This window comes from Streptomyces sp. NBC_00203 (genome assembly GCF_045206325.1).
GTDB classification, from domain to species: Bacteria; Actinomycetota; Actinomycetes; order Streptomycetales; family Streptomycetaceae; genus Streptomyces; species Streptomyces lutosisoli.
Map to the genome: position 1 here is coordinate 8019610 of NZ_CP108126.1, position 18516 is coordinate 8038125.

18 protein-coding genes are annotated in these 18516 nt (G+C 70.3%); 10 read left to right on the forward strand and 8 right to left on the reverse strand.

The features are described 5' to 3' along the window. Positions 1-112: 112 nt before the first annotated feature. The 3 genes from OG975_RS35825 to OG975_RS35835 form a co-directional block, all read right to left on the reverse strand. Positions 113-871, reverse strand: a complete 759-nt coding sequence (locus OG975_RS35825) for a FadR/GntR family transcriptional regulator (RefSeq protein ID WP_406333487.1) — start codon at positions 869-871, stop codon at positions 113-115. Between the two features lie 123 nt (positions 872-994). After that, positions 995-1762, reverse strand: a complete 768-nt coding sequence (locus OG975_RS35830) for an SDR family NAD(P)-dependent oxidoreductase (protein ID WP_406333488.1) — start codon at positions 1760-1762, stop codon at positions 995-997. Next, positions 1762-2928 carry an acyl-CoA dehydrogenase family protein gene (locus OG975_RS35835; RefSeq protein WP_406333489.1) on the reverse strand — a complete coding sequence of 389 codons (1167 nt, stop codon included), beginning with the start codon at positions 2926-2928 and terminating at the stop codon, positions 1762-1764. The genes OG975_RS35830 and OG975_RS35835 overlap by 1 nt, the downstream gene beginning before the upstream one ends. Positions 2929-3163: 235 nt before the next feature. Between OG975_RS35835 and OG975_RS35840 the strand changes: the two genes are divergently transcribed. Together OG975_RS35840 and OG975_RS35845 are read left to right on the forward strand one after the other, a co-directional pair. Next, on the forward strand, positions 3164-4468 hold the full coding sequence (locus tag OG975_RS35840) for an MFS transporter (RefSeq protein WP_406333490.1): 1305 nt from the start codon (positions 3164-3166) through the stop codon (positions 4466-4468). Between the two features lie 76 nt (positions 4469-4544). Beyond that, a complete protein-coding gene (locus tag OG975_RS35845; protein WP_406333491.1) occupies positions 4545-5996 on the forward strand; it encodes an amidase in 1452 nt (483 codons plus the stop codon). A 22-nt stretch (positions 5997-6018) separates the two neighbouring features. Here the strand turns inward: OG975_RS35845 and OG975_RS35850 are convergent, their stop codons facing one another. Further along, positions 6019-6918 carry a helix-turn-helix transcriptional regulator gene (locus OG975_RS35850; protein ID WP_406333493.1) on the reverse strand — a complete coding sequence of 300 codons (900 nt, stop codon included), beginning with the start codon at positions 6916-6918 and terminating at the stop codon, positions 6019-6021. A 144-nt stretch (positions 6919-7062) separates the two neighbouring features. Between OG975_RS35850 and OG975_RS35855 the strand changes: the two genes are divergently transcribed. Next, positions 7063-7842 (forward strand): NAD(P)H-dependent oxidoreductase, encoded by a 780-nt coding sequence (locus tag OG975_RS35855; protein ID WP_406333495.1) that lies wholly within the window; start codon positions 7063-7065, stop codon positions 7840-7842. 61 nt (positions 7843-7903) lie between these two features. Here OG975_RS35855 and OG975_RS35860 read toward each other — a convergent pair whose 3' ends face one another. Beyond that, entirely contained in the window at positions 7904-9646 is a 1743-nt protein-coding gene (locus OG975_RS35860; RefSeq protein ID WP_406333496.1) for a hypothetical protein, read from the reverse strand. A gap of 97 nt (positions 9647-9743) precedes the next feature. Further along, complete coding sequence (locus OG975_RS35865; RefSeq protein WP_406333498.1) at positions 9744-10163, reverse strand: molybdopterin-binding protein; 420 nt, start codon at positions 10161-10163, stop codon at positions 9744-9746. A 176-nt stretch (positions 10164-10339) separates the two neighbouring features. Here OG975_RS35865 and OG975_RS35870 point away from each other — a divergent pair, with 176 nt between their 5' ends. The 4 genes from OG975_RS35870 to OG975_RS35885 all read left to right on the forward strand — a co-directional run bounded on the left by OG975_RS35870 (position 10340) and on the right by OG975_RS35885 (position 13157). Beyond that, the gene (locus OG975_RS35870; RefSeq protein ID WP_406333500.1) at positions 10340-10729 is read left to right on the forward strand and encodes a cell division protein SepF; all 390 of its coding nucleotides are present in this window, start codon (positions 10340-10342) and stop codon (positions 10727-10729) included. A gap of 220 nt (positions 10730-10949) precedes the next feature. Further along, positions 10950-12107, forward strand: coding sequence for an AAA family ATPase (locus OG975_RS35875; RefSeq protein WP_406333501.1), 1158 nt, complete (start codon positions 10950-10952; stop codon positions 12105-12107). A 32-nt stretch (positions 12108-12139) separates the two neighbouring features. Continuing rightward, positions 12140-12472 carry a nucleotide pyrophosphohydrolase gene (locus tag OG975_RS35880; protein ID WP_330307918.1) on the forward strand — a complete coding sequence of 111 codons (333 nt, stop codon included), beginning with the start codon at positions 12140-12142 and terminating at the stop codon, positions 12470-12472. Positions 12473-12677: 205 nt separating this feature from the next. Beyond that, on the forward strand, positions 12678-13157 hold the full coding sequence (locus tag OG975_RS35885) for a DUF6099 family protein (RefSeq protein ID WP_381252727.1): 480 nt from the start codon (positions 12678-12680) through the stop codon (positions 13155-13157). 346 nt (positions 13158-13503) lie between these two features. Here OG975_RS35885 and OG975_RS35890 read toward each other — a convergent pair whose 3' ends face one another. Beyond that, positions 13504-13668, reverse strand: coding sequence for a hypothetical protein (locus tag OG975_RS35890; RefSeq protein WP_406333502.1), 165 nt, complete (start codon positions 13666-13668; stop codon positions 13504-13506). A 230-nt stretch (positions 13669-13898) separates the two neighbouring features. After that, positions 13899-14822, reverse strand: coding sequence for an LLM class F420-dependent oxidoreductase (locus tag OG975_RS35895; protein ID WP_406333504.1), 924 nt, complete (start codon positions 14820-14822; stop codon positions 13899-13901). Between the two features lie 264 nt (positions 14823-15086). Here OG975_RS35895 and OG975_RS35900 point away from each other — a divergent pair, with 264 nt between their 5' ends. The 3 genes from OG975_RS35900 to OG975_RS35910 all read left to right on the forward strand — a co-directional run bounded on the left by OG975_RS35900 (position 15087) and on the right by OG975_RS35910 (position 18307). Beyond that, positions 15087-16244, forward strand: coding sequence for an ABC transporter substrate-binding protein (locus OG975_RS35900; RefSeq protein ID WP_406333505.1), 1158 nt, complete (start codon positions 15087-15089; stop codon positions 16242-16244). 132 nt (positions 16245-16376) lie between these two features. Then, the gene (locus OG975_RS35905) at positions 16377-17663 is read left to right on the forward strand and encodes a sensor histidine kinase (protein ID WP_406333506.1); all 1287 of its coding nucleotides are present in this window, start codon (positions 16377-16379) and stop codon (positions 17661-17663) included. Beyond that, entirely contained in the window at positions 17660-18307 is a 648-nt protein-coding gene (locus OG975_RS35910; protein WP_406333508.1) for a response regulator, read from the forward strand. Before OG975_RS35905 ends, OG975_RS35910 begins: the two co-directional genes overlap by 4 nt. Positions 18308-18516: the final 209 nt, after the last annotated feature.

Sequence of the window (18516 nt, forward strand, 5' to 3'; positions counted from 1 at the left end):
AAAGTGAAGAGTGGCGTTCGCGTGATGTGAATATGGCGTTCTCGTTCGGGCTCGGGCTGGATGTGGGCCTGGACCGTTCGAGCCCGGACTTACATGCGGGCCCGGGTGATGCTCACTCGCCGGGCGGCCCCGACAGCTCCACCTGATCCCGCCGGTCGACCCGCGCGGCCGCGTCCGCGAAGCCGCACACATGCCGCGCCATACGCCGCATAGCCGCCGCGCCGTCCCGCTCGCGGATCGCCTCGGTGATCTTCGCGTGCGCGCGGGCGGTGACCTCGCGGATCTCCGCGTCCATGAACTGTTCGAGGTTCGTGGCGGCGTAGATCGACTGCGACAGCGCGCTCATGAACCCGATGAGGAGTTCGTTCTCGCTGGCCCGCGCCACGGCGCTGTGCCAGCGGATGTTGGCCCGCAGGAACCGCGGGATGTCGTCGCCGGCCTCGACAAGGTCGACCTGTGCGGCGTCCAACTCGGCGAGGTCCTTCTCCGAGCGGCGCTGCGCCGCCAGTGCCGCGCAGGTCGGCTCGATCGCCTCGCGCGTCTCGTGCAGCGCTTCGAGCCGGATCCGCTGCCCCCGGATGACCAACTGCACCGTACTGGCCACGGATTCGCGATTGGGCCGGTGCACGAAGGCGCCGCCGCCCCGCCCCGGCCTGATCTGGAGGAGCTTCTCGACCTCCAGGATCCGCAGCGCCTCCCGCACCGTCGCCCGGCTCAGCCCGGTCTGCTCGACCAGTTGGCGCTCCGGCGGCAATGCCATGCCCTCGGTGAACTCGCCGGAGAGAATGCGCTCGCGCACCTCCGACGCCAGCACGTCCGAGGCCTTCGGAACGGTCAGCGCGTCGAAGTGCGGATGGGACCTAGCCGACATGGGACCTACCGGACATCTCTCGTACCCCTGAGTCGTGCGCCCGGCCTCCGGCAGGGCTGACCACTTTGGCCGAACCATTTCAATCATCGGGAATGGTACGCGCGCCCATGGTCACCCCGGGTTTCACATGACCATTCCCCCGTCCACCGGCAGTACCTGACCGGTGATGAAGGACGCGGCGTCCGACGCCAGGAAGACGAAGGCCCCGGCGATCTCCTCGGGCTCGGCCCACCGCCCCAGCGGGATCCGCGCGAGCATCGCCTCCGCGAACTTCTTGTGGGTGCGGATGGTCTCCGTCATCGGGGTCGCGGCCAGCGGTGCCAGCGCGTTCACCTTGATCTGCCTGCGCGCCAGTTCGCGCGCCAGCGACTTCGTCAGGCCGATGATGCCGGCCTTGGCGGCGGAGTAGTTGACCTGCCCGAGCGTGCCGACGATGCCGGCCGACGACGTGACGTTGATGATCCGCCCCGTGCCGTCGGCCGGCAGGAACGGCAGGGCCGCCTGCGCGCAGTGGAAGGCGCCCACCACATGCACGTCGAGCATGCGGCGGAAGGCCTCCTCCTGGAGGTTCTCGAACATGTCCGGTGCGACGGCACCGGCGTTGTTGACGAGGATGTGCAGGGTCCCGCCGGTGAGTTCGGCCGCCCGTGCCGCCGCGGCGTCGGCGGCCGCCCGGTTCCGTACGTCCAGGGCGGCACTGTCCGCCCGTACGCCGGTGGCGGAGATCTTTTCGGCGACGGCGGCGGCCGCCGCCCCGTCGACATCGGTCACGAGGACTGCGGCTCCGGCCCTGGCGAGCGCCTCGGCGACCGCCGAGCCGATACCGCCCGCGGCTCCCGTGACCAACGCCGATCGTCCCGTGAGATCGAACAGCCCGGAATGGTCGGCCATCAGTAACTCCTCGGCATTCCCAAAGTGTGTGATCCCAGATAGTTCAGGATCATTTCCTGACTGATCGGTGCGATGCGCATCAGACGGGCCTCGCGGAAATAGCGGGCGACGTTGTACTCCTCGGAGTAGCCCATTCCGCCGTGTGTCTGCAGCGCGCGGTCCGTGGCGGTGAACCCGGCGTCCGCGCAGAGGTACTTGGCGGTGTTCGCCTCGCGTCCGCAGGGCCGGCCGTTGTCGTAGAGCCAGGTCGCCTTGCGCAGCATCAGTTCGGCCGCGTCGAGGCGGGTCAGCGAGTCCGCGAGGGGGAACTGCACGGCTTGGTTCATGCCGATCGGCCTGCCGAACACCACGCGCTCATTGGCGTAGGCGACGGCCTTGTCCAGTGCCACTCTGCCGAGCCCGAGTGCCTCCGCGGCGATCAGCATGCGTTCCGGATTCAGGCCGTCGAGGAGATACCGGAACCCCTGGCCCTCTTCGCCGACGCGGTCCTCGACCGGGACGCGCAGGTCGTCGATGAAGAGTTCGTTCGAGGTGATGGCGTTGCGCCCCATCTTCGGGATGGGCCGGACGTCGATCCGGCTCCGGTCCAGATCGGTGAGGAAGAGCGTCATTCCGTCGGTCCTCTTGGCGACGTCACCGATCTTCGAGGTGCGCGTCAGGAGAAGGATCTTCTCGGACTCCATGGCCTTGGAGATCCACACCTTGCGGCCGTTGACGACATAGGTGTCGCCGTCCCGCCGCGCGAAGGTGGTGATGCTCGTGGTGTCCAGTCCGGCTCCCGGCTCGGTCACCCCGAAACAGACGTGGAGATCGCCGGTGGCGATACGCGGCAGCGTCCGGCGTTTGAGTTCTTCGGAGCCGTGCACCACGACGGGGTGCATTCCGAAGATCGACATGTGAATGGCGCTGGCGGCGTTCATTCCGCCACCGGACCGCGCGACTTCCTCCAGCAGCAGCGAGGCCTCGGTGATACCGAGCCCATGGCCGCCGTACTCCTCGGGAATGGTGATGCCGAGCCAGCCGCCGTTCGCGACGGCGGCGTAGAACTCCTCGGGAAACGCGTGCTCCCGGTCCTTCTCCATCCAGTACCGGTCGTCGAACTCGCGCAAGAGGCCGGCGACGGCCTTGCGGATGGTCTCCTGGTCTTCGCTCAGCTCAAAGTCCACAGCATGGACCCCTCCGCAGCTTCGGTATCGCTGAAACATATCAAAGGTCAGACCGAATGCCCAGATGAGGAACCTGGATGAGGAACAGCGGGGTGACGAGGGTGAGTTCCGGGTTCTGGCATCGGTGCTCGATCGAGACGCCGGGAGAGGTCGGAGAGAACCGAGAGCATCATGTCGGCGTGTTGGTGATCGGCGGCATGGTCCGGGCCGTAGGTCTGAGAGCGGAGTGGGTGCTGTGGCGGAAGTGGCGAAGGATCCGCAGGATGTCGGGGCGGAGACCGATGGTCCGAGCCTGTGGCGTCAGCGGGATTTCATGCTGCTGTGGAGTGGCCAGACGGTCAGTGAGATGGGATCGGCGGTCACCCAGATCGCACTGCCGCTGGTCGCTGTCGTCGCGCTCGACGCGAGCACGTTCGAGGTCGGGCTGCTGGCCGCCGCCACCACGGCGGCGTTCGCGCTGATCGCGCTGCCCGCGGGGGCGCTCGTGGACCGCGGCTCCAAACGTTCCATCATGATCATCTGCAACATTCTCCGCCTGCTGGTCATCGGCTCGGTCCCGGTAGTGGCTGCCCTCGGCACCCTGACGATGACGCAGCTCTACCTCGTCGCCGTGACAGCCGGCGTGTGCACGGTGTTCTTCGACGTCTCCTACCAGAGCTATGTGCCGTCGCTGATCCGCGCCGATCTCCGGATGGACGCCAACGGCAAGCTGGGGACCACCCAGGCGTTCGCACAGCTCGGGGGCCCCGGCCTGGGCGGGGGACTGGTGGCGGTGTTCGGCGCCGCGGGGGCGATGACGGCCGACGCGATCTCCTACCTGGTCTCGGTCGTCTCCATATGCGGAATCAGGGCGCGCGAGGAGCCGCCGCCCGCGCGGCGGGCGGACGAGACGCTGCGGAGTCAGATCGCCGAGGGACTGAGATTCGTCGTCGGGCACAAGATATTGCGGAGGGTCGTGGCGTGCACGGGCACCGCGAACCTGTTCAACGGCATGAGTTCGGCGCTGGCGATGATCTTCCTCGTCCGGGTGCTGCATGTGCGTCCCGGACTGACCGGGCTGGTCATGGCGGGCGCGGCCGTCGGCGGGATCGCCGGGGGAGTGTTCGCCGGCCGGCTCGCCAGGAAGATCGGCTCGGCACGGATCATCTGGATGTCGATGCTGGTGTTCAGCGCGCCGCAGGTCGTCGCGGCGGCCGCCTGGCCGGGCTGGGGGGTACTGCTGTTCCCGCTGGGCTGGGGCATCGCGTACTTCGCCGGGATGGTCTACAACGTCGCACAGCTCAGCTACCGGCAGTCGGTGACACCGCCTGAGCTGATGGGCCGGATGAACGCGGCCGTGCGCTGGGTCGTGTGGGGCACGCTGCCGCTCGGCAGCATCCTCGGCGGGGTACTCGGCACACTGATCGGGGTGCGGCCCGTGCTCTGGCTGGCGTTCATCGGTTCCTGGGCGGCCGGCTGGTTCGTGTTCTTCTCCCCGCTCCGCCACATGCGCGATGTTCCCCAACCCGCGCCCGCGTCCGCCCCCGTTGTTACGCGTTGATGAGCATGGCGACATCAAAACCGTTGTGCGAAGCGGCATTTCATGGCCTGTCCGAGAGGTCGGTACGGTCGGATTCATGGATTGGAATTTTCAGTCGGCCGAAGAACTCGCGGCTGTGTTGCGTGCCGGTGAGGTGACCTCGGCGGAACTGACCGACGAGGCGATCGCCCGTATCGAGCGGGACGACAAGGAGATCAACGCGATCTGTGTGCCGGACTTCGACCGTGCACGGGCCGCCGCGCGCGGTGCCGACCAGGCGCGCGCCCGCGGTGAGGACCGGCCGCTGCTCGGCATTCCGGTGACGGTCAAGGAGTCCTACAACATCGCCGGGCTGCCCACGACCTGGGGCATGCCGCAACACCGGGACTACATGCCGGCCGAGGACGCGGTGCAGGTGTCGCGGCTCAAGGCCGCGGGCGCGGTGGTGCTCGGCAAGACCAATGTGCCCTTGGGGCTGCAAGATGTGCAGAGCTTCAACGAGATCTACGGCACCACCAGGAACCCGTGGGATCACGGTCGCACGCCGGGCGGATCCTCCGGCGGATCGGCGGCGGCCCTGGCGTCCGGATTCGGCGCGCTGTCCATCGGCTCCGACATCGGCGGTTCGTTGCGCACCCCCGCACACTTCTGCGGTGTCTACGCACACAAGCCGACACTCGGGCTGGCGGCGCACCGCGGTATGGTCCCGCCGCCCGCGCCGGCACTGCCGACCGACCTTGACCTCGCCGTCGTCGGTCCGATGGCGCGCACCGCCCGCGACCTGGCGCTCCTGCTCGACGTCATGGCCGGACCGGACCCGCTGACGCTCGGTGTGGCGCACGAGTTGACGCTGCCGCCCGCGCGCCACGAGCGGCTCGGCGACTTCCGGGTCCTGGTCCTCGACACGCATCCGCTCATTCCGACCGGGGCCGCTGTGCGGGCGGGCGTGAACCGGGTGGCCGACGCGCTTGCCGACGGCGGCGCCCGCGTCGAACGGCACAGTCCGCTGCTGCCTGATCTGACCGAAGCCGCGATGGTCTACACGCAGTTGCTGATCTCGAGCTCCGTCGCGCGTTTTCCCGTCGAGACGTACGAGCAGTTGCAGACCCTCGCCGCCGGACTGAGCGCGGACGACCGGAGTCTCGATGCGACGCGGCTGCGCGCCATGGTGTTCACCCACCGCGACTGGATCGAGGCGAACAGCCGTCGCGAGCTCCACCGCCACGGCTGGCGGCAGTTCTTCGCCGAGTTCGACGCCGTGGTGTGTCCCATCACGCCCACCCCCGCGTTCCCGCACGACCACAACCCCGACTTGATGAATCGCCGGATCGACATCGACGGCGTCGAGTACTCGTACCTCGACCAGCTCGTCTGGGCCGGTCTGCCCACCATGCCCGGCCTGCCCGCCACCGCCGTACCAGCGGGCCGGTCCCCCGAGGGTCTGCCGGTGGGAGTGCAGCTCATCGGTCCGATGTTCGAGGACCGCACCCCGCTGCGGCTGGCCGAGTTGCTGGAGCAGAGGATCGGCGGCTTCCAGGCACCGCAGTAGGGCGTACCAGCAGTTGGGCGTACTAGTGGTGAGGCGTTTCCGGCGGTGGGTGGGCGTCGTTGAGTTGCTCGCGGACCTGAGCGTTCTGAGCGTTCACCGTGGGATGCGCGTCACCGCTGTCCGCGCCCAGGCCCGCGAGCAGGCGCAGCCCGTCCTCGGCGGGACTGCCGGGGGCCGCGGACAGCACCAGCAGCTCCATGCTTGATTCGTCCGGTAGCGCGAAGTTCTCCTGGTGCAGTTCCAGTTGTCCGACCAGCGGGTGCCGGTACGCCTTGCGTCCATGTGTGCGGGCGCGCACGTCCGCGCGGGCCCAGAGGCGGCGGAAGCGCTCGCTGCCCATCGCCAGCTCGCCGATGAGCGAGGCCAGGCGGGGATCCTCGGGGTATTTGCCGGCGGCCAGGCGCAGGTGCCCGACCACGTCGAGGGTGCATTTCTCCCAGTCCAGGTAAAGGCCGCGCTCGGCCTCCTCGAGGAAGAGGTGCCGGGCGGTGTTCAGGCCCGGCATCGGCCGGCCGTAGAGGAGCCCGGCGAGGCGGTTCCCGGCGAGCACGTCCAGTCGGTGGTCCATGATCAGCGCGGGTGCGTCGGCGACCAGGTCGAGGATGCGCAGCAGCTCCGGCCGGACCCGCCCGCCCGGCGCCTTCGCGCGGCGTCGGCGCTGCCGGGCGAGCCGGTAGAGGTGCCCGCGTTCGGTCTCGTCGAGGCCGAGAACGCGGGCGAGCGCGTCGAGGACCTGCTCGGAGGGCTGGGTCGCGCGGCCCTGCTCCAGGCGTACGTAGTAGTCGACGCTGACTCCGGACAGGTGTGCGACCTCTTCGCGGCGCAGCCCTTCGACCCGGCGGCGGCTGTCGGTGGGGATGCCGACGGCTGCCGGGTCGACCCGGGAACGCCGGGTCCGCAGGAAGCCCGCAAGATCGTCCATGTCCCCAGTATCGCCTCGGTGTTGCCCGTGAAGGTGGTCCTGCCGTTACCAGGAAGTCCAGTCCGACGGAAGAGGCGCCCCTGAACGCCGGGTGCCGCGGCGCCCAGTATCGAAGGCACCCGATCCGTAGGAGTTGGAGTTCCCATGAAGACGCTGATCGTCTACGCCCACCCGGAGCCGAAGTCGCTCAACAGCTCGCTGAAGGACCTCGCGGTGTCCACATTGGAGACCGCCGGGCACGAGGTGCGGGTGAGCGATCTGTACGCGATGAACTGGAAGGCGGTCGTGGACGCCGCGGACTACGGCCCCGACGCCTCAAGTCCGCTGAAGGTCGCCCTGGACTCGGGCCGGGCCTTCGACGCCGGGACGCTCACCCCGGACGTCCTCGCCGAGCAGGAGAAGCTGCTGTGGGCCGACACGATCATCTTCCAGTTCCCGCTGTGGTGGTACGCGATGCCCGCGATCCTCAAAGGCTGGGTGGACCGGGTGTTCACCTACCACTTCGCGTACGGCGTCGGCGAGCACAGCGACACCAGGTACGGCGAGCGCTTCGGCGAAGGCACCCTCAAGGGCAGGAAGGCTCTGCTGTCGGTGACCGCCGGCGGCCCGGAGTCGCACTACGCCGCCCGCGGGATCAACGGCCCCATCGACGATCTGCTGTTCCCGATCCAGCACGGCATCCTCTACTACCCGGGCATCGAGGTGCTGCCGCCGTTCGTGCTGTACGGCACCGACCGGATGACCGGCGAGGACTACCCGGACGTCGCCAAGGCCTGGGAGCAGCGCCTGCTCACCCTGGAGTCGACCGAGCCGATCGCGTTCCGGCGGCAGAACTTCGGTGACTACGAGATCCCCTCGCTGCACCTGAAGGAGGGACTGGAGCCCGCGGGCCGCACGGGTTTCGGGCTGCACGTGCGCGGCTAGCTGCCGGCGATGGACAGGACGAGCTGGGGTGTACGGCCGTATGGACAGCGATCCGACGGGGTCACCGGCCGAGGGCCGACAGGTCGACGTCCGTGCTCGACAGGGTCATCGGCGCCGCCGAGACGGCCCGTACGCGGATCCGGACGCCCGCGCGGGGGAGGACGAACTTCCCGTCGGGCGGCCGGAGTTCGTAACTCGCCGAGCCATGAGCGGGGAGCGTGGCAGGGCCGGCCGCCACGTCCCAGTAGCGGTTCATGCCCGAGCCCGTGGTCAGGGTGAAGTGAGGGTTCAGGGCCGCGCCGCCGAGGTTGGTGACGCGCAGGGTGAGTCCGGTCAGCGCCCCCGTGGCCCGGCGTGCCCCGACGACGTCCATACGCAGGGGCGGTGACCCCGACACGGCCAGGGTCGCCGCTGCCGCCGCCGGGACCATCAGGAGCACGGCCGCGGCCACCAGGGCCCCGCGCCTGTGCCGGCCGCGCAGGAAGGCGGGGCGGGGCTGCCACGCGCTGGTGAAGGACTGCCAGGGCGCGGTGACGGCCGCGGCCAGCCACAGCGGGGTCATCAGCAGGTAGTAGCCGTCCTGCGAGCGCGTCGCCACGAAGAACGCGCACCAGGGCAGCACCGTCGCCGCCGGCCCCAGCCGCCGCACGAACAGGACGAAGAGGCCCAGCAGACCCGCGGCCAGCAGCAGACTCGCGTGGGAGTACCAGGCCAGCCGGTCGCTGCCGTCGGTGAAGTAGAGCGAGATGCCGACCAGACCCTGGCCGTGGACGTCCGCCTTCTGCGTGAGCGGCAGCGCGATCCCGGAGACCCAGGAGCTGGGTTCGCTCACGATGAAGTACGCGTTGATCAGCAGCCAGGTCGTCGCGGCCACGCCGGCGATCCGGCCCACGGCGGCCGCCGCCGCGCGCGGGCCCAGCTCACCGCGGCGCAGCGCGTAGACCCCGGCCAGCAGGAACGGCGCGAGGAACCAGGGCAGTTGCTGGGCCGCGCAGGCCGCGCCCAGACACACCGCCCGCGCCCAGTCGCCCCGGCCACCGCGCCCCATCCGCGGCCAGCCCACCACCACCGGGATGAGCAGGGCGCAGGCGACGATCGCCGGATAGCCGAGCCGGGCATACGCCGGCAGCAGACCGAAGCCGAGGCAGACCAGCGTGGCCGCCGAGCGCCACGGCACCGGCAGCAGTCGCCACATCACGATCGCGCCCACGATCAAGGACCCGGTGCTGACCAGCGTCGCCGCGGCCGAGCCATGCCCGATCCAGAGCAGCGGCGCGGTGAGCATCAGGGGCAGTGGCGGATAGCCGTACGTGAAGTCGTAGCCGCCGTTCATCGTCGCCGTGAGGGCGATGCCGTGGCCGAAGAGCCAGGGCCACGGACGGTCGTAGACCTGGTGCCCGGCGAGGAACTCGTGGGCGGCCTGTGTGGTGAGGACCGACTCGTCGCTGCCGCCGTGGTTCATGACCCACCCGCACACGGCGAGCGCCACGGCGGTCACGAGGACGCACAGGTCGAGCCGCGCCAGCGTACGGCCGCGGCGTACGACCAGGGTCAGGACGCCCGTCACGAGGATCGAGGCGTAACAGAGCGAGACGACCGCGGCCACGACGAGACGGTGGCTCGCGGCCTGCGTCCACATGGGCCGCGTACCGATGAAGAGGCTGATGTCGGCGAGCAGGGTCAGGACACGGTGCCACTGGGCGGGCGCCTCGTCCGGATGCCACTGCGCGGGCGCCCCGTCGGGTGATGCCTTCGAGGGGGCCTGCCGACCGGTGGGCGACAGCCTGGTTTCTGCCAAGTACACGGCTCCAGACGCTAATTCCCGCAGGTGAGCGGGGCGCGGCAGGACGTGAAGAGTCCGGTGTGAGGCAGGTAAGAAGGGCGGCCGCCCACCTGGTGCGTCACGCGTTGGACAGTGACACCTCGGTGGACTTGATGAGCGCCACGACCTGGGCACCGGCGGCCAGACCGAGCTCAGTGACGGCGTCCTTGGTGATCGCGGAGGTCAGCTCACCGCCCGCGACCGTGACCTTGACGCGGGCCATCGCGCCGCCGACGGCGACGTCCGTGACCGTGCCCGGCAGCTGGTTGCGGATGCTCACCCCGTCCACCGGGCCGGTGGCCAGGGACACCTCCGTCGACTTGACCAGGGCGCGGACGGTGGACCCCGCGGCCAGGCCCAGGTCCTCGACGGCCTCCAGGGTGACGGCCGCGGTGATCTCCTGACCGCCGCCGAGACGGACCTTCACCGTCGCCATCACCTCGCCCGGAGTGACGGAGATGACAGTGCCGGGAAGCTGGTTGCGGATGCTCAGGCTCATGAGGGAGGCCTCGATTGCGGTGAAGGGGGATGAGTTTGGATGACTATGCGCAGTTTGCCGTAGCCGCCGCTCCCCGGAACGCGTCGCGGACCGTGTCGCTGTTGAGCCGAACGGGTGACCATGCGTAAGAATTGGCCGGTGCAGATAAAGAGTGCGAGCCAGGACGGGGTGGTGTGGTGAACAACCGCGACGTCACCGATGAACAGTGGGAGGGGCTCGCCCAGGTCGTTCCGTTGCGGGGCCGGGACGCGTGGCCGTCGGCGGTCGACCACCGGTCGATACCCGAGGCCCCGACCGAGGCCCGCCGCCGTTTCGTGGTCCTGCGGGTCAACATCTTCGCGGACGCCCGCGATGTCGCCGAGACGCTGATGGCGGGCATCCCCGTGCTGCTCGACCTGACCGGCGCGGAGACCGATGTCGCCAAGCGGGTGCTGGACTTCAGTACGGGCGTGGTCTTCGGCCTCGCGAGCGGCATGCACCGGGTGGACCGGAACGTGTTCCTGCTGACGCCACCGGGGACCGAGGTACGGGGGCTGATGGAGGGGGCGGGGGTTCCCGGGGTCTGATCGCGTGAGGGGATCCGGCGGCCGTACGACGGCTTCCGGGGGCCGGCGGCCGTACGACGGGTTCCGGCTGCCGGGATGAGACGGTGTCCGGCTCCCGGGAGAAGAGGTCGGGAGAAGAGGCCGGGAGAAGGGGGCCGGGAGAGGGGAGCTGGTCCCTCGATCGTAGGAAGGTCTCCGAGGTGGAACGGTTCGCCTGGCGGTGGAGGCCTACCGTCCGGATATGACCGTGTCATCCCCGGAGGCCCCCGCGGTGGCGGAGGCGCGCCCCGACCGACCGGGCCTCACCGAGCTGCGGCTCGCCGCCTTCGCCACGCATCGCCGCGTCCGGTTCCCTCTCGGACCGCTCACCCTCGTCGCCGGCCCGAGCGGCAGCGGCAAGACCGTCGCCCTGCGGGCCTACGAGGCACTCGCGCGACTCGGCAGCGGCGCCGAGCTCGCGGAGGTGTTCCCCGACCCGGTCACCTGTGTACCGGAACGGGCCCGGCCCGATGCCCAGCACAGACGCGGCTTCCGTATCGGCTGCACGGTCGACGGCCCCGAGGGTCCCGTACGGCTCGACATCGCCGTACAGGCCGAGCCCGAACTGCGCATCGTGGGCGAGCGATTGACGGCGGGCGGACAGACCCTGCTGGAGACGGCGCTGCGCGATCCGGGCCGCCCGGTCGTCCAGGCGGCCTGGCACACGGCGGGCTCGTCCGCGGTGACCCGCGTCCCGCTCCCCGACGACCGCCTCGGCACCGCACTGCTGCCGCTGCGCGTCGCGGGCCGCACGGACGGCGAACGCCAAGTCCTGGCCGCCGCCGAACAGATGGTGCTCGCGCTGCGGTCCGTCTACGCCTGCGACCCGAGCCCGCAGTACATGCGTACCCCCGCCCCGCTCGGCTCGGGCCGCCTGCTGCGGGGCTGCGACAACCTCGCCGAAGTCCTGTGGCGTACGCGGTCGGAGTGCGGCCGCCGCTACCAGCACCTGGTGGCGGCGGTCCGGGCCGGATGCGCGGGCCCGGTCGCGGACGTGCTGGCCGAACCGCTCGGCGACGGCACGGTCCGCGCGCTTCTCGACCGCGGCGACGGCGTCCGTACGCACCTCGGGCTGCTCGGAGACGGCGAGTTGCGGTATCTCGCGCTGGCCCTGGTGCTGCTCACCGGGCCCGGCGTGCTGGAGGTGGACCTGGCGGGGGAGGTCCCCGCGGCGCTCCAGTCGCTGACGGTCCTGGCCGACGGCTTCGACCGCTGCCTGGACGCCCGGCAGGCGGGGGAGCTGGTGCGGCTGGCGGCGCGGATGTGCGAGCGCGGGCACATCCGGCTGCTGGGTGCGGTGAACGACGCCTCGGTGGCCCTCGGGGTGGCCGGTGCCACGGTGGTGAACCTTGAGCGGTAGATCTGCGGAAGACCTGCGGTAGACCTTTAGCCGTGACAGAACTGGACGTAGCGAAGTTGCAGCGCCGACTGGCCGAGTTCGCGGCCGCGCGGAACTGGCAGCCGTATCACACCCCCAAGAACCTGGTCGCCGCGCTGAGCGTGGAGGCGTCCGAACTGGTCGAGATCTTCCAGTGGTTGACGCCGGAGGAGTCGGCCCGGGTCATGGACGACGCGGACACCGCGCACCGCGTCACCGACGAGGTCGCGGACGTCCTGGCGTATCTGCTCCAGCTCTGCGAGGTGCTCGGCATCGACCCGCTCGCGGCGCTCGACGCGAAGATCGACCGGAACGAGCGGAGGTTCCCGGCGCCGGAGGGCCCGTGACGACGAATCCGTCCATCACCGACTCCGTCCATCATCACCTCCATCCATCACTCTCCGGAGTCATTGCGCTGTCCACATTCGATTCCGTGTCCACAGATTTCGGTCTTCCTCTGGCTTTTCGTCTCAAGGACTCTCACTCTGGGTAGTGGACAAGGGAGTTCGGGCGGACGTGCGACCAGCGCGTCGGGACAGACGGGGGCAGCGCATGGACGCTATGCGGCTCATCGTGGCGAGCAGGCGTGCCCTGGCGGAGAGCGGTGACACTCCGGAGGTGATGGCGGAAGCCTGGCAGGCACAGTCCCTCGCCCAGGCGATAGGCAGCCGCCTCGCCGTCTCCGGCCCCCCTGAACTCCGGGGCGAGGCCCTCGGACTGACCGAGCTGGCGGGCCGGGGCTGCGGTGTCCTCGACGCCCCCACCCTCGGCATCGGCGCCCTGCGCGCCGCGCAGCTCACGGAGTTGGGTGACGCCCGCGAGGCGCTGCTCTGCCTGGGCGGGCTGCTCGGCGAGGTCGGCATCGCCCTTGTCGGGATTGCCTGCGCGGCGGATGACGAGGGTACGTACTGGCAGTGCATGGAGGCCATCGATGCGGCGGACGAGTCCCGGGATCGGGTACTCGAGATGCTGAGACGGCTGGCGGTGCGGGATCAGAAGGCGGTGGTGGAGCGGGATTCGGCGGCCGGGTAGGGGGGTTGGTTTTTCGCCCCCGCCGCCCCTACCCATCCCATCCCGTTCCTGGGGCTCCGCCCCAGACCCCGTTCGGTTGTGTGTCGGGTGCGGGTGGGTGGGGGCTGGTCGCGCAGTTCCCCGCGCCCCTGACGGCTCGGGGCTGCGCCCCGTCGCCCCCGGCTCGCCCCGGTCTTTTGTCTTTCGTTTTTAGGGGCGCGGGGAACTGCGCGACCAGCCCCCTACCGGCCCGCAGCCGACTCTCTTCAGGGGCGCGGGGAACTGCGCAATCTTTTAGGGGGTCTGGGGGCGCAGCCCTCAGGGATGGGACGGGTAGGGGCGGCGGGGGCGAGGAACCGGCTTGTGGTCAGGGGCGGTCAAGGCCGGACGGAAGCGTGGGGCGGGACCCGGAAAGGTCCGCGTCCAACTGGGACAGGTCCGCGTTCAGCGCAGCCATCAGCTCCTCCATCTGCTGGAGCAGCCCCTTCGGCGGTGTGGGCGCGCCCTGCTGTGGCACGGCTTCCTGGGACACGACGGCCTCCTCGGCCCCCGCGCGGGGAGGGCCACTGACGAGCTTGACGCCCCGGCGACCGCCGGCGACGGGTGCTGGGCGGTCCGGCTCCGCCCGAGCCAACGATCACCACCGACCCGAGTCACTGTCATGGATCCGCCCCACATGTGGGGTTGACGGATTTTCACCCGGCCGAGGACGACCACGCCCACCAGGACCTACCGAGTTGACCGGCCGGCCCAGGGCCACCCCTACCCGAGCTGGCGCATCACCTCGGACGCGATCAACTCCAGATGATCCAAGTCGTCCAGGTCCAGCATCTGCAGATACATGCGCTGCGATCCGACGGCCTCGAACTGAGCGATCCGCGCGACGACCTCCGCGGGCGACCCCGCAAGCCCGTTCGCCTTCAACTCCTCGACATCACGCCCAATGGCATCGGCCCGGCGCTTCACCTCGGCGTCGGTCCTCCCGACACAGGCCACGAGCGCGTTGGAGTACATCAGCTCGTCGCTCTTGCGCCCGGCCTGCTCGGCCGCCGCGCGCACCCGCGCGAACTGCTGCTCCGTGTCCGCGACCGAAGCGAAGGGGATGTTGAACTCATCCGCGTACCGCGCCGCGAGCGCCGGGGTCCGCTTCGCTCCATGACCGCCGACGAGGACGGGCACCTTCGACTGAGCCGGCTTCGGCAGCGCGGGCGAGTCCTTGAGCTGGTAGTACGTCCCGTCGAAGGAGAACCGCTCGCCGGCGGGCGTGCTCCACAGGCCCGTGACGATGGCGAGCTGCTCGTCCAGCCGGCCGAACTTCTCCTTGGGGAACGGAATGCCGTACGCCTCGTGTTCGGCCTCGTACCAGCCGGACCCGAGACCGAGTTCCACGCGCCCGCCCGACATCTGGTCGACCTGCGCGACCTGGATCGCGAGGACACCGGGCAGCCGGAAGGTCCCGGCGGTCATCAGGGTGCCGAGGCGGATCCGGCTGGTCTCACGGGCGAGACCGGCGAGCGTGATCCATGCGTCGGTCGGCCCGGGGAGGCCGCTGACGGATCCCATGTGCAAGTAATGATCCGAGCGGAAAAAGGCTCCGTAATTGAGGTCTTCAGCGGCCTTGGCGACGCGGAGCAGCGTCTCGTAGGTCGCGCCTTGCTGGGGTTCTGTGAAGACTCGAAGATCCATGTATCCATCATGCACCGGTCACAACTACCGCCCCACCTTGAACCGCTGGCACATCCGTAACCCGGTTCCCGCCCCTGTCCGTTCAACCGGTTCACCGGTTCAACCGTTCGGTTGAACCCGGCTTCCACCTCTGGCACGCGCCCCGCTCCGTACGGGCGACGCGCACGTCCTCTCCGCGGCGAAAGACTCACCACAGGCCATGGCGCCAGGTCCCCGCCCATGTCCGCACCCCCAGCACCCCCCCAGCAGAGAGGTCCCCGCGGAGTGTCCAGCTTCCTCAGTAGACGACGTGTTCTTGCCACCGGAGCCGGTGCCGCCCTCGGTCTCGGCGCGCTCGGCGCCACGGCGACCCCCGCCGCCGCCTCGCCAGCCGCCTCGCCCGCTGCATCCCGGCGGGCCGCCGGGACGGAGGAGACGAGGACGCTCGACGAGCTGTACCGGGCGGCCCTCGCGGAGGGCGGCAAGCTCGCCATCTACGCCGGCGGGGACACCCCGACCCAGCAGGACGCCACCAAGGCGGCCTTCCGCAAGCGCTTCCCCGACATCGACCTGACGCTGATCGTCGACTACAGCAAGTACCACGACGTGCGCGTGGACAACCAGTTCGCGACCGGCACCCTCGTCCCCGACGTCGTACAGCTCCAGACGTTGCAGGACTTCACGCGCTGGAAGGAGCTGGGCCGCCTGCTGCGCTACAAGCCGGCCGGCTTCGCGAAGGTCCACGACGCCTTCAAGGACCCGCACGGCGCGTGGGTCGCCATCGGCGCGATCGGCTTCAGCTTTCTGTACGACGTCGCCGCGGCCGGCGCGGACGCCCCGCGGACCCCGCTCGATCTGATCGACCCGAAATGGAAGGGGAAGATCGCCTCGTCGTATCCGCACGACGACGACGCGGTCCTCTACCTCTTCACCCTGTACGCCGAGCAGTACGGCTGGGACTGGGTGGCCGCGCTCGCCGCCCAGGACGTGCGGTTCGCCCGGGGCAGCAACTCCCCGGGGGAAGCGGTCTTCGGCGGGCAGAAGACGATCGGCATCGGCACGGCAGGCTCGCTGGCCGCACCGGCGTCCTCGCCCGCGAGGTGGGTCGTCGCCGACGGCCACCCCTTCATGGCCTGGGGCCAGCGCGCCGCGATCCTCAAGCAGGCCAAGAACCCTACGGCCGCCAAGCTCTACCTGAACTGGCAACTCTCCACCGCCCAGCAGCAGTCGTCGTTCAACGGCTGGTCCGTACGGACCGACGTCACGCCCGCCGCCGGCCTGAAGCCGATCTGGGAGTACCCGAACGCGCACGTCGACGGCTTCCCCCGCTTCATGGCCGACCGCGCGCAGGTCGAGCGCTGGAAGCAGACCTTCGCCCTCTACTTCGGCGAGGTGAAGGGCGATCCCACACCGGGCTCGCTCGGACTGCACCCGGGCGCCTAGCGGCCAGTGGAGCTGTGGGGTTGTGGGGCTGTCACATGGACCAACAGCCCCACTCCTCACATGAGTCATACAGGCGGTCGATAGACTCGGGGACCCTGCCCGACCGGACCAGTCCGCCCAAGGGGATCTGCCGTGCCCGACCGCGCTCCCGCCCGATCACCGCTGAGGATCCGCGGCAGCCGGCCCACCTTGGAACAGGTCTCGCATCTGGCGTTCTTCCTCGTGGTCGGCGCCGCCTTGGTCCGCCTCACCCAGCTGCGGTCACCGCTGTGCTGGGACATCGTCGCCGTCAGCGGGCTGCTGGCACTGGCGTACGCGGGCGGGCCGGCGTGCTGGAACCGGCTCGGCGTGGTCGGCCGGCACGCCTGGGTCGCGGTGCTGCTCGTGCTCTGGAGCGACCTCGTCTTCCTCGCCCCGGCACCGCTGACGACCGCCTATGTGTGGTGCGCCGTTCCGCTGGCGTGTGCGGCCCTGCGGGTACTCGGCCGCCGCTCCGCCCTGGTCGCGGTGGCCGTGATCACCGCCGTACTCGTCTGGGCGTTGATCCGGTCCACGGGCTGGTTCGACCTGGAGGTCGTGCTCGTCCCCGTGACGGCCATCTGGGGCACGGTCGCCCTCTACCGGTCCCAGCAGCGGGACGCCGCCGTCCGCCAACGCCTGGTGGAGGAACTGCGCGGCACGCGGGACACCCTGGCCAGGCAGCAGCGCCAGGCCGGTGTCCTCGCCGAGCGGACCCGTATCGCCCGCGATCTGCACGACACCCTGGCCCAGGAACTCGCCGGCGGCCTGATGCTGCTCCAGGCCGCCGAGCGCGACTGGGAGGAGCGGCCGGACGCGGCGCGCACCCGCGTCCGTGCGGTCGCCGACGGGCTGGGCACCAACCTCGCCGAGACCCGGCGGATCATCCGGGACCTCACCCCGTCGGCCGTCGCCGAGGCCGGTCTGGAGGGCGCTCTACGGCTGCTGTGCGCCCGCGCCCAGACGGACGGGACCGCGGCCCGGGTCCGGTTCCGCACGGTCGGAATGGCTCGGCCCGTCCTCGACGAGCACGCGGCCACCACCTTGTTCCGCGTCGCGCAGAGCACGCTGGCGAACGTCCGCGAACACGCCCGCGCGGTGAATGTGCTGGTCACCCTCCACTGGCACCGGGACCGGGTGGACCTCGACATCAGTGACGACGGAATCGGCTTCGACCCGGCGGAGGTTCGCGCGGTCGTGCGTCCGGACCGCGGAATGGGCCTGCCCGCCGCCCGGGCACGCCTGCGCGAATGCGGCGGCGACCTCGACGTCGGCAGCGGACCGGGCCGGGGCACCCGGATCCGCGCCACCGCGCCGGCCGGCCCCGAGCGTCGGCCGACCACACCCACTGCACCCACGGCACCCACCACACCGGTCACCACGGCGGCGACCGCCGGATGACCGTCGAACCGCTTCGCGTCCTGATCGCGGACGACCACGCCGTCGTACGTGCCGGACTGCGCGCCCTCCTGGAGGGCGAACCCGACCTCGATGTGGTCGCCGAGGCGCACAGCGGTGAGGAAGCCGTCCGCCTGACCGCCCAGCTGACGCCGGATGTCGCGCTGATGGATCTGCGGTTCGCCGGGCCGGGCGACGGCATCGACGGCGTCGAGGCGACCCGCCGGCTCGCCGCCCAGGCCCCGCGCGTGGCCGTGGTGATACTGACCAGCTATGCCGGACGGGCCGACGTCGTCCGCGCGTTGGAGGCGGGCGCCCGCGGCTACGTACTCAAGGCGGGACCGCCCGAGGAGCTCTTCCGGGCGGTCCGCACCGCCGCCGCCGGTTCCATGGGGCTCGCCCCGGAGATCGTCGGTGAACTCGTCGGCCAGGTGGTCAGCCCGCGACACGACTTGAGCGACCGCGAGATCGAGGTCGTCCGGCTGATGGCCGAGGGCCGCAGCAACCGCGCCATCGCCGAGGCCCTGTTCCTCAGCGAGGCCACGATCAAGACCCATCTCGTCCGCGTCTACCGCAAACTCAAGGTCGACAACCGGGCGGCGGCGGTCGCGGAGGCCGTCCGCCGAGGCGTCCTCGAACTCACCTGACCTCGCACTCCCTCACCTGACCTCGCACTCCGCGCGGTAAAAATTCCCGGGTCCACCTGGGGCGTTCGCTGTACGTTGTGCAGGCGCGCCGGAGAGGGGCGTTGCGCGGGCGGATGACCGCAGCGCGGCGTACACACCGCTACGAGGTTGAGAAAGGCCAGGAGCAGTGATCACCGAGGCGCGCTTTCCCATCGCTGTGGTTCACCGGC

What these genes read in the sequence shown, in the direction of transcription:
- OG975_RS35850 (WP_406333493.1), bottom strand. Translation starts at nt 6,918, where the DNA reads ATGGACGATCTTGCGGGCTTCCTGCGGACCCGGCGTTCCCGGGTCGAC.
- OG975_RS35845 (WP_406333491.1), top strand. Translation starts at nt 4,545, where the DNA reads ATGGATTGGAATTTTCAGTCGGCCGAAGAACTCGCGGCTGTGTTGCGT.
- OG975_RS35855 (WP_406333495.1), top strand. Translation starts at nt 7,063, where the DNA reads ATGAAGACGCTGATCGTCTACGCCCACCCGGAGCCGAAGTCGCTCAAC.
- OG975_RS35895 (WP_406333504.1), bottom strand. Translation starts at nt 14,822, where the DNA reads ATGGATCTTCGAGTCTTCACAGAACCCCAGCAAGGCGCGACCTACGAG.
- OG975_RS35885 (WP_381252727.1), top strand. Translation starts at nt 12,678, where the DNA reads ATGGACGCTATGCGGCTCATCGTGGCGAGCAGGCGTGCCCTGGCGGAG.
- OG975_RS35910 (WP_406333508.1), top strand. Translation starts at nt 17,660, where the DNA reads ATGACCGTCGAACCGCTTCGCGTCCTGATCGCGGACGACCACGCCGTC.
- OG975_RS35865 (WP_406333498.1), bottom strand. Translation starts at nt 10,163, where the DNA reads ATGAGCCTGAGCATCCGCAACCAGCTTCCCGGCACTGTCATCTCCGTC.
- OG975_RS35875 (WP_406333501.1), top strand. Translation starts at nt 10,950, where the DNA reads ATGACCGTGTCATCCCCGGAGGCCCCCGCGGTGGCGGAGGCGCGCCCC.
- OG975_RS35830 (WP_406333488.1), bottom strand. Translation starts at nt 1,762, where the DNA reads ATGGCCGACCATTCCGGGCTGTTCGATCTCACGGGACGATCGGCGTTG.
- OG975_RS35825 (WP_406333487.1), bottom strand. Translation starts at nt 871, where the DNA reads ATGTCGGCTAGGTCCCATCCGCACTTCGACGCGCTGACCGTTCCGAAG.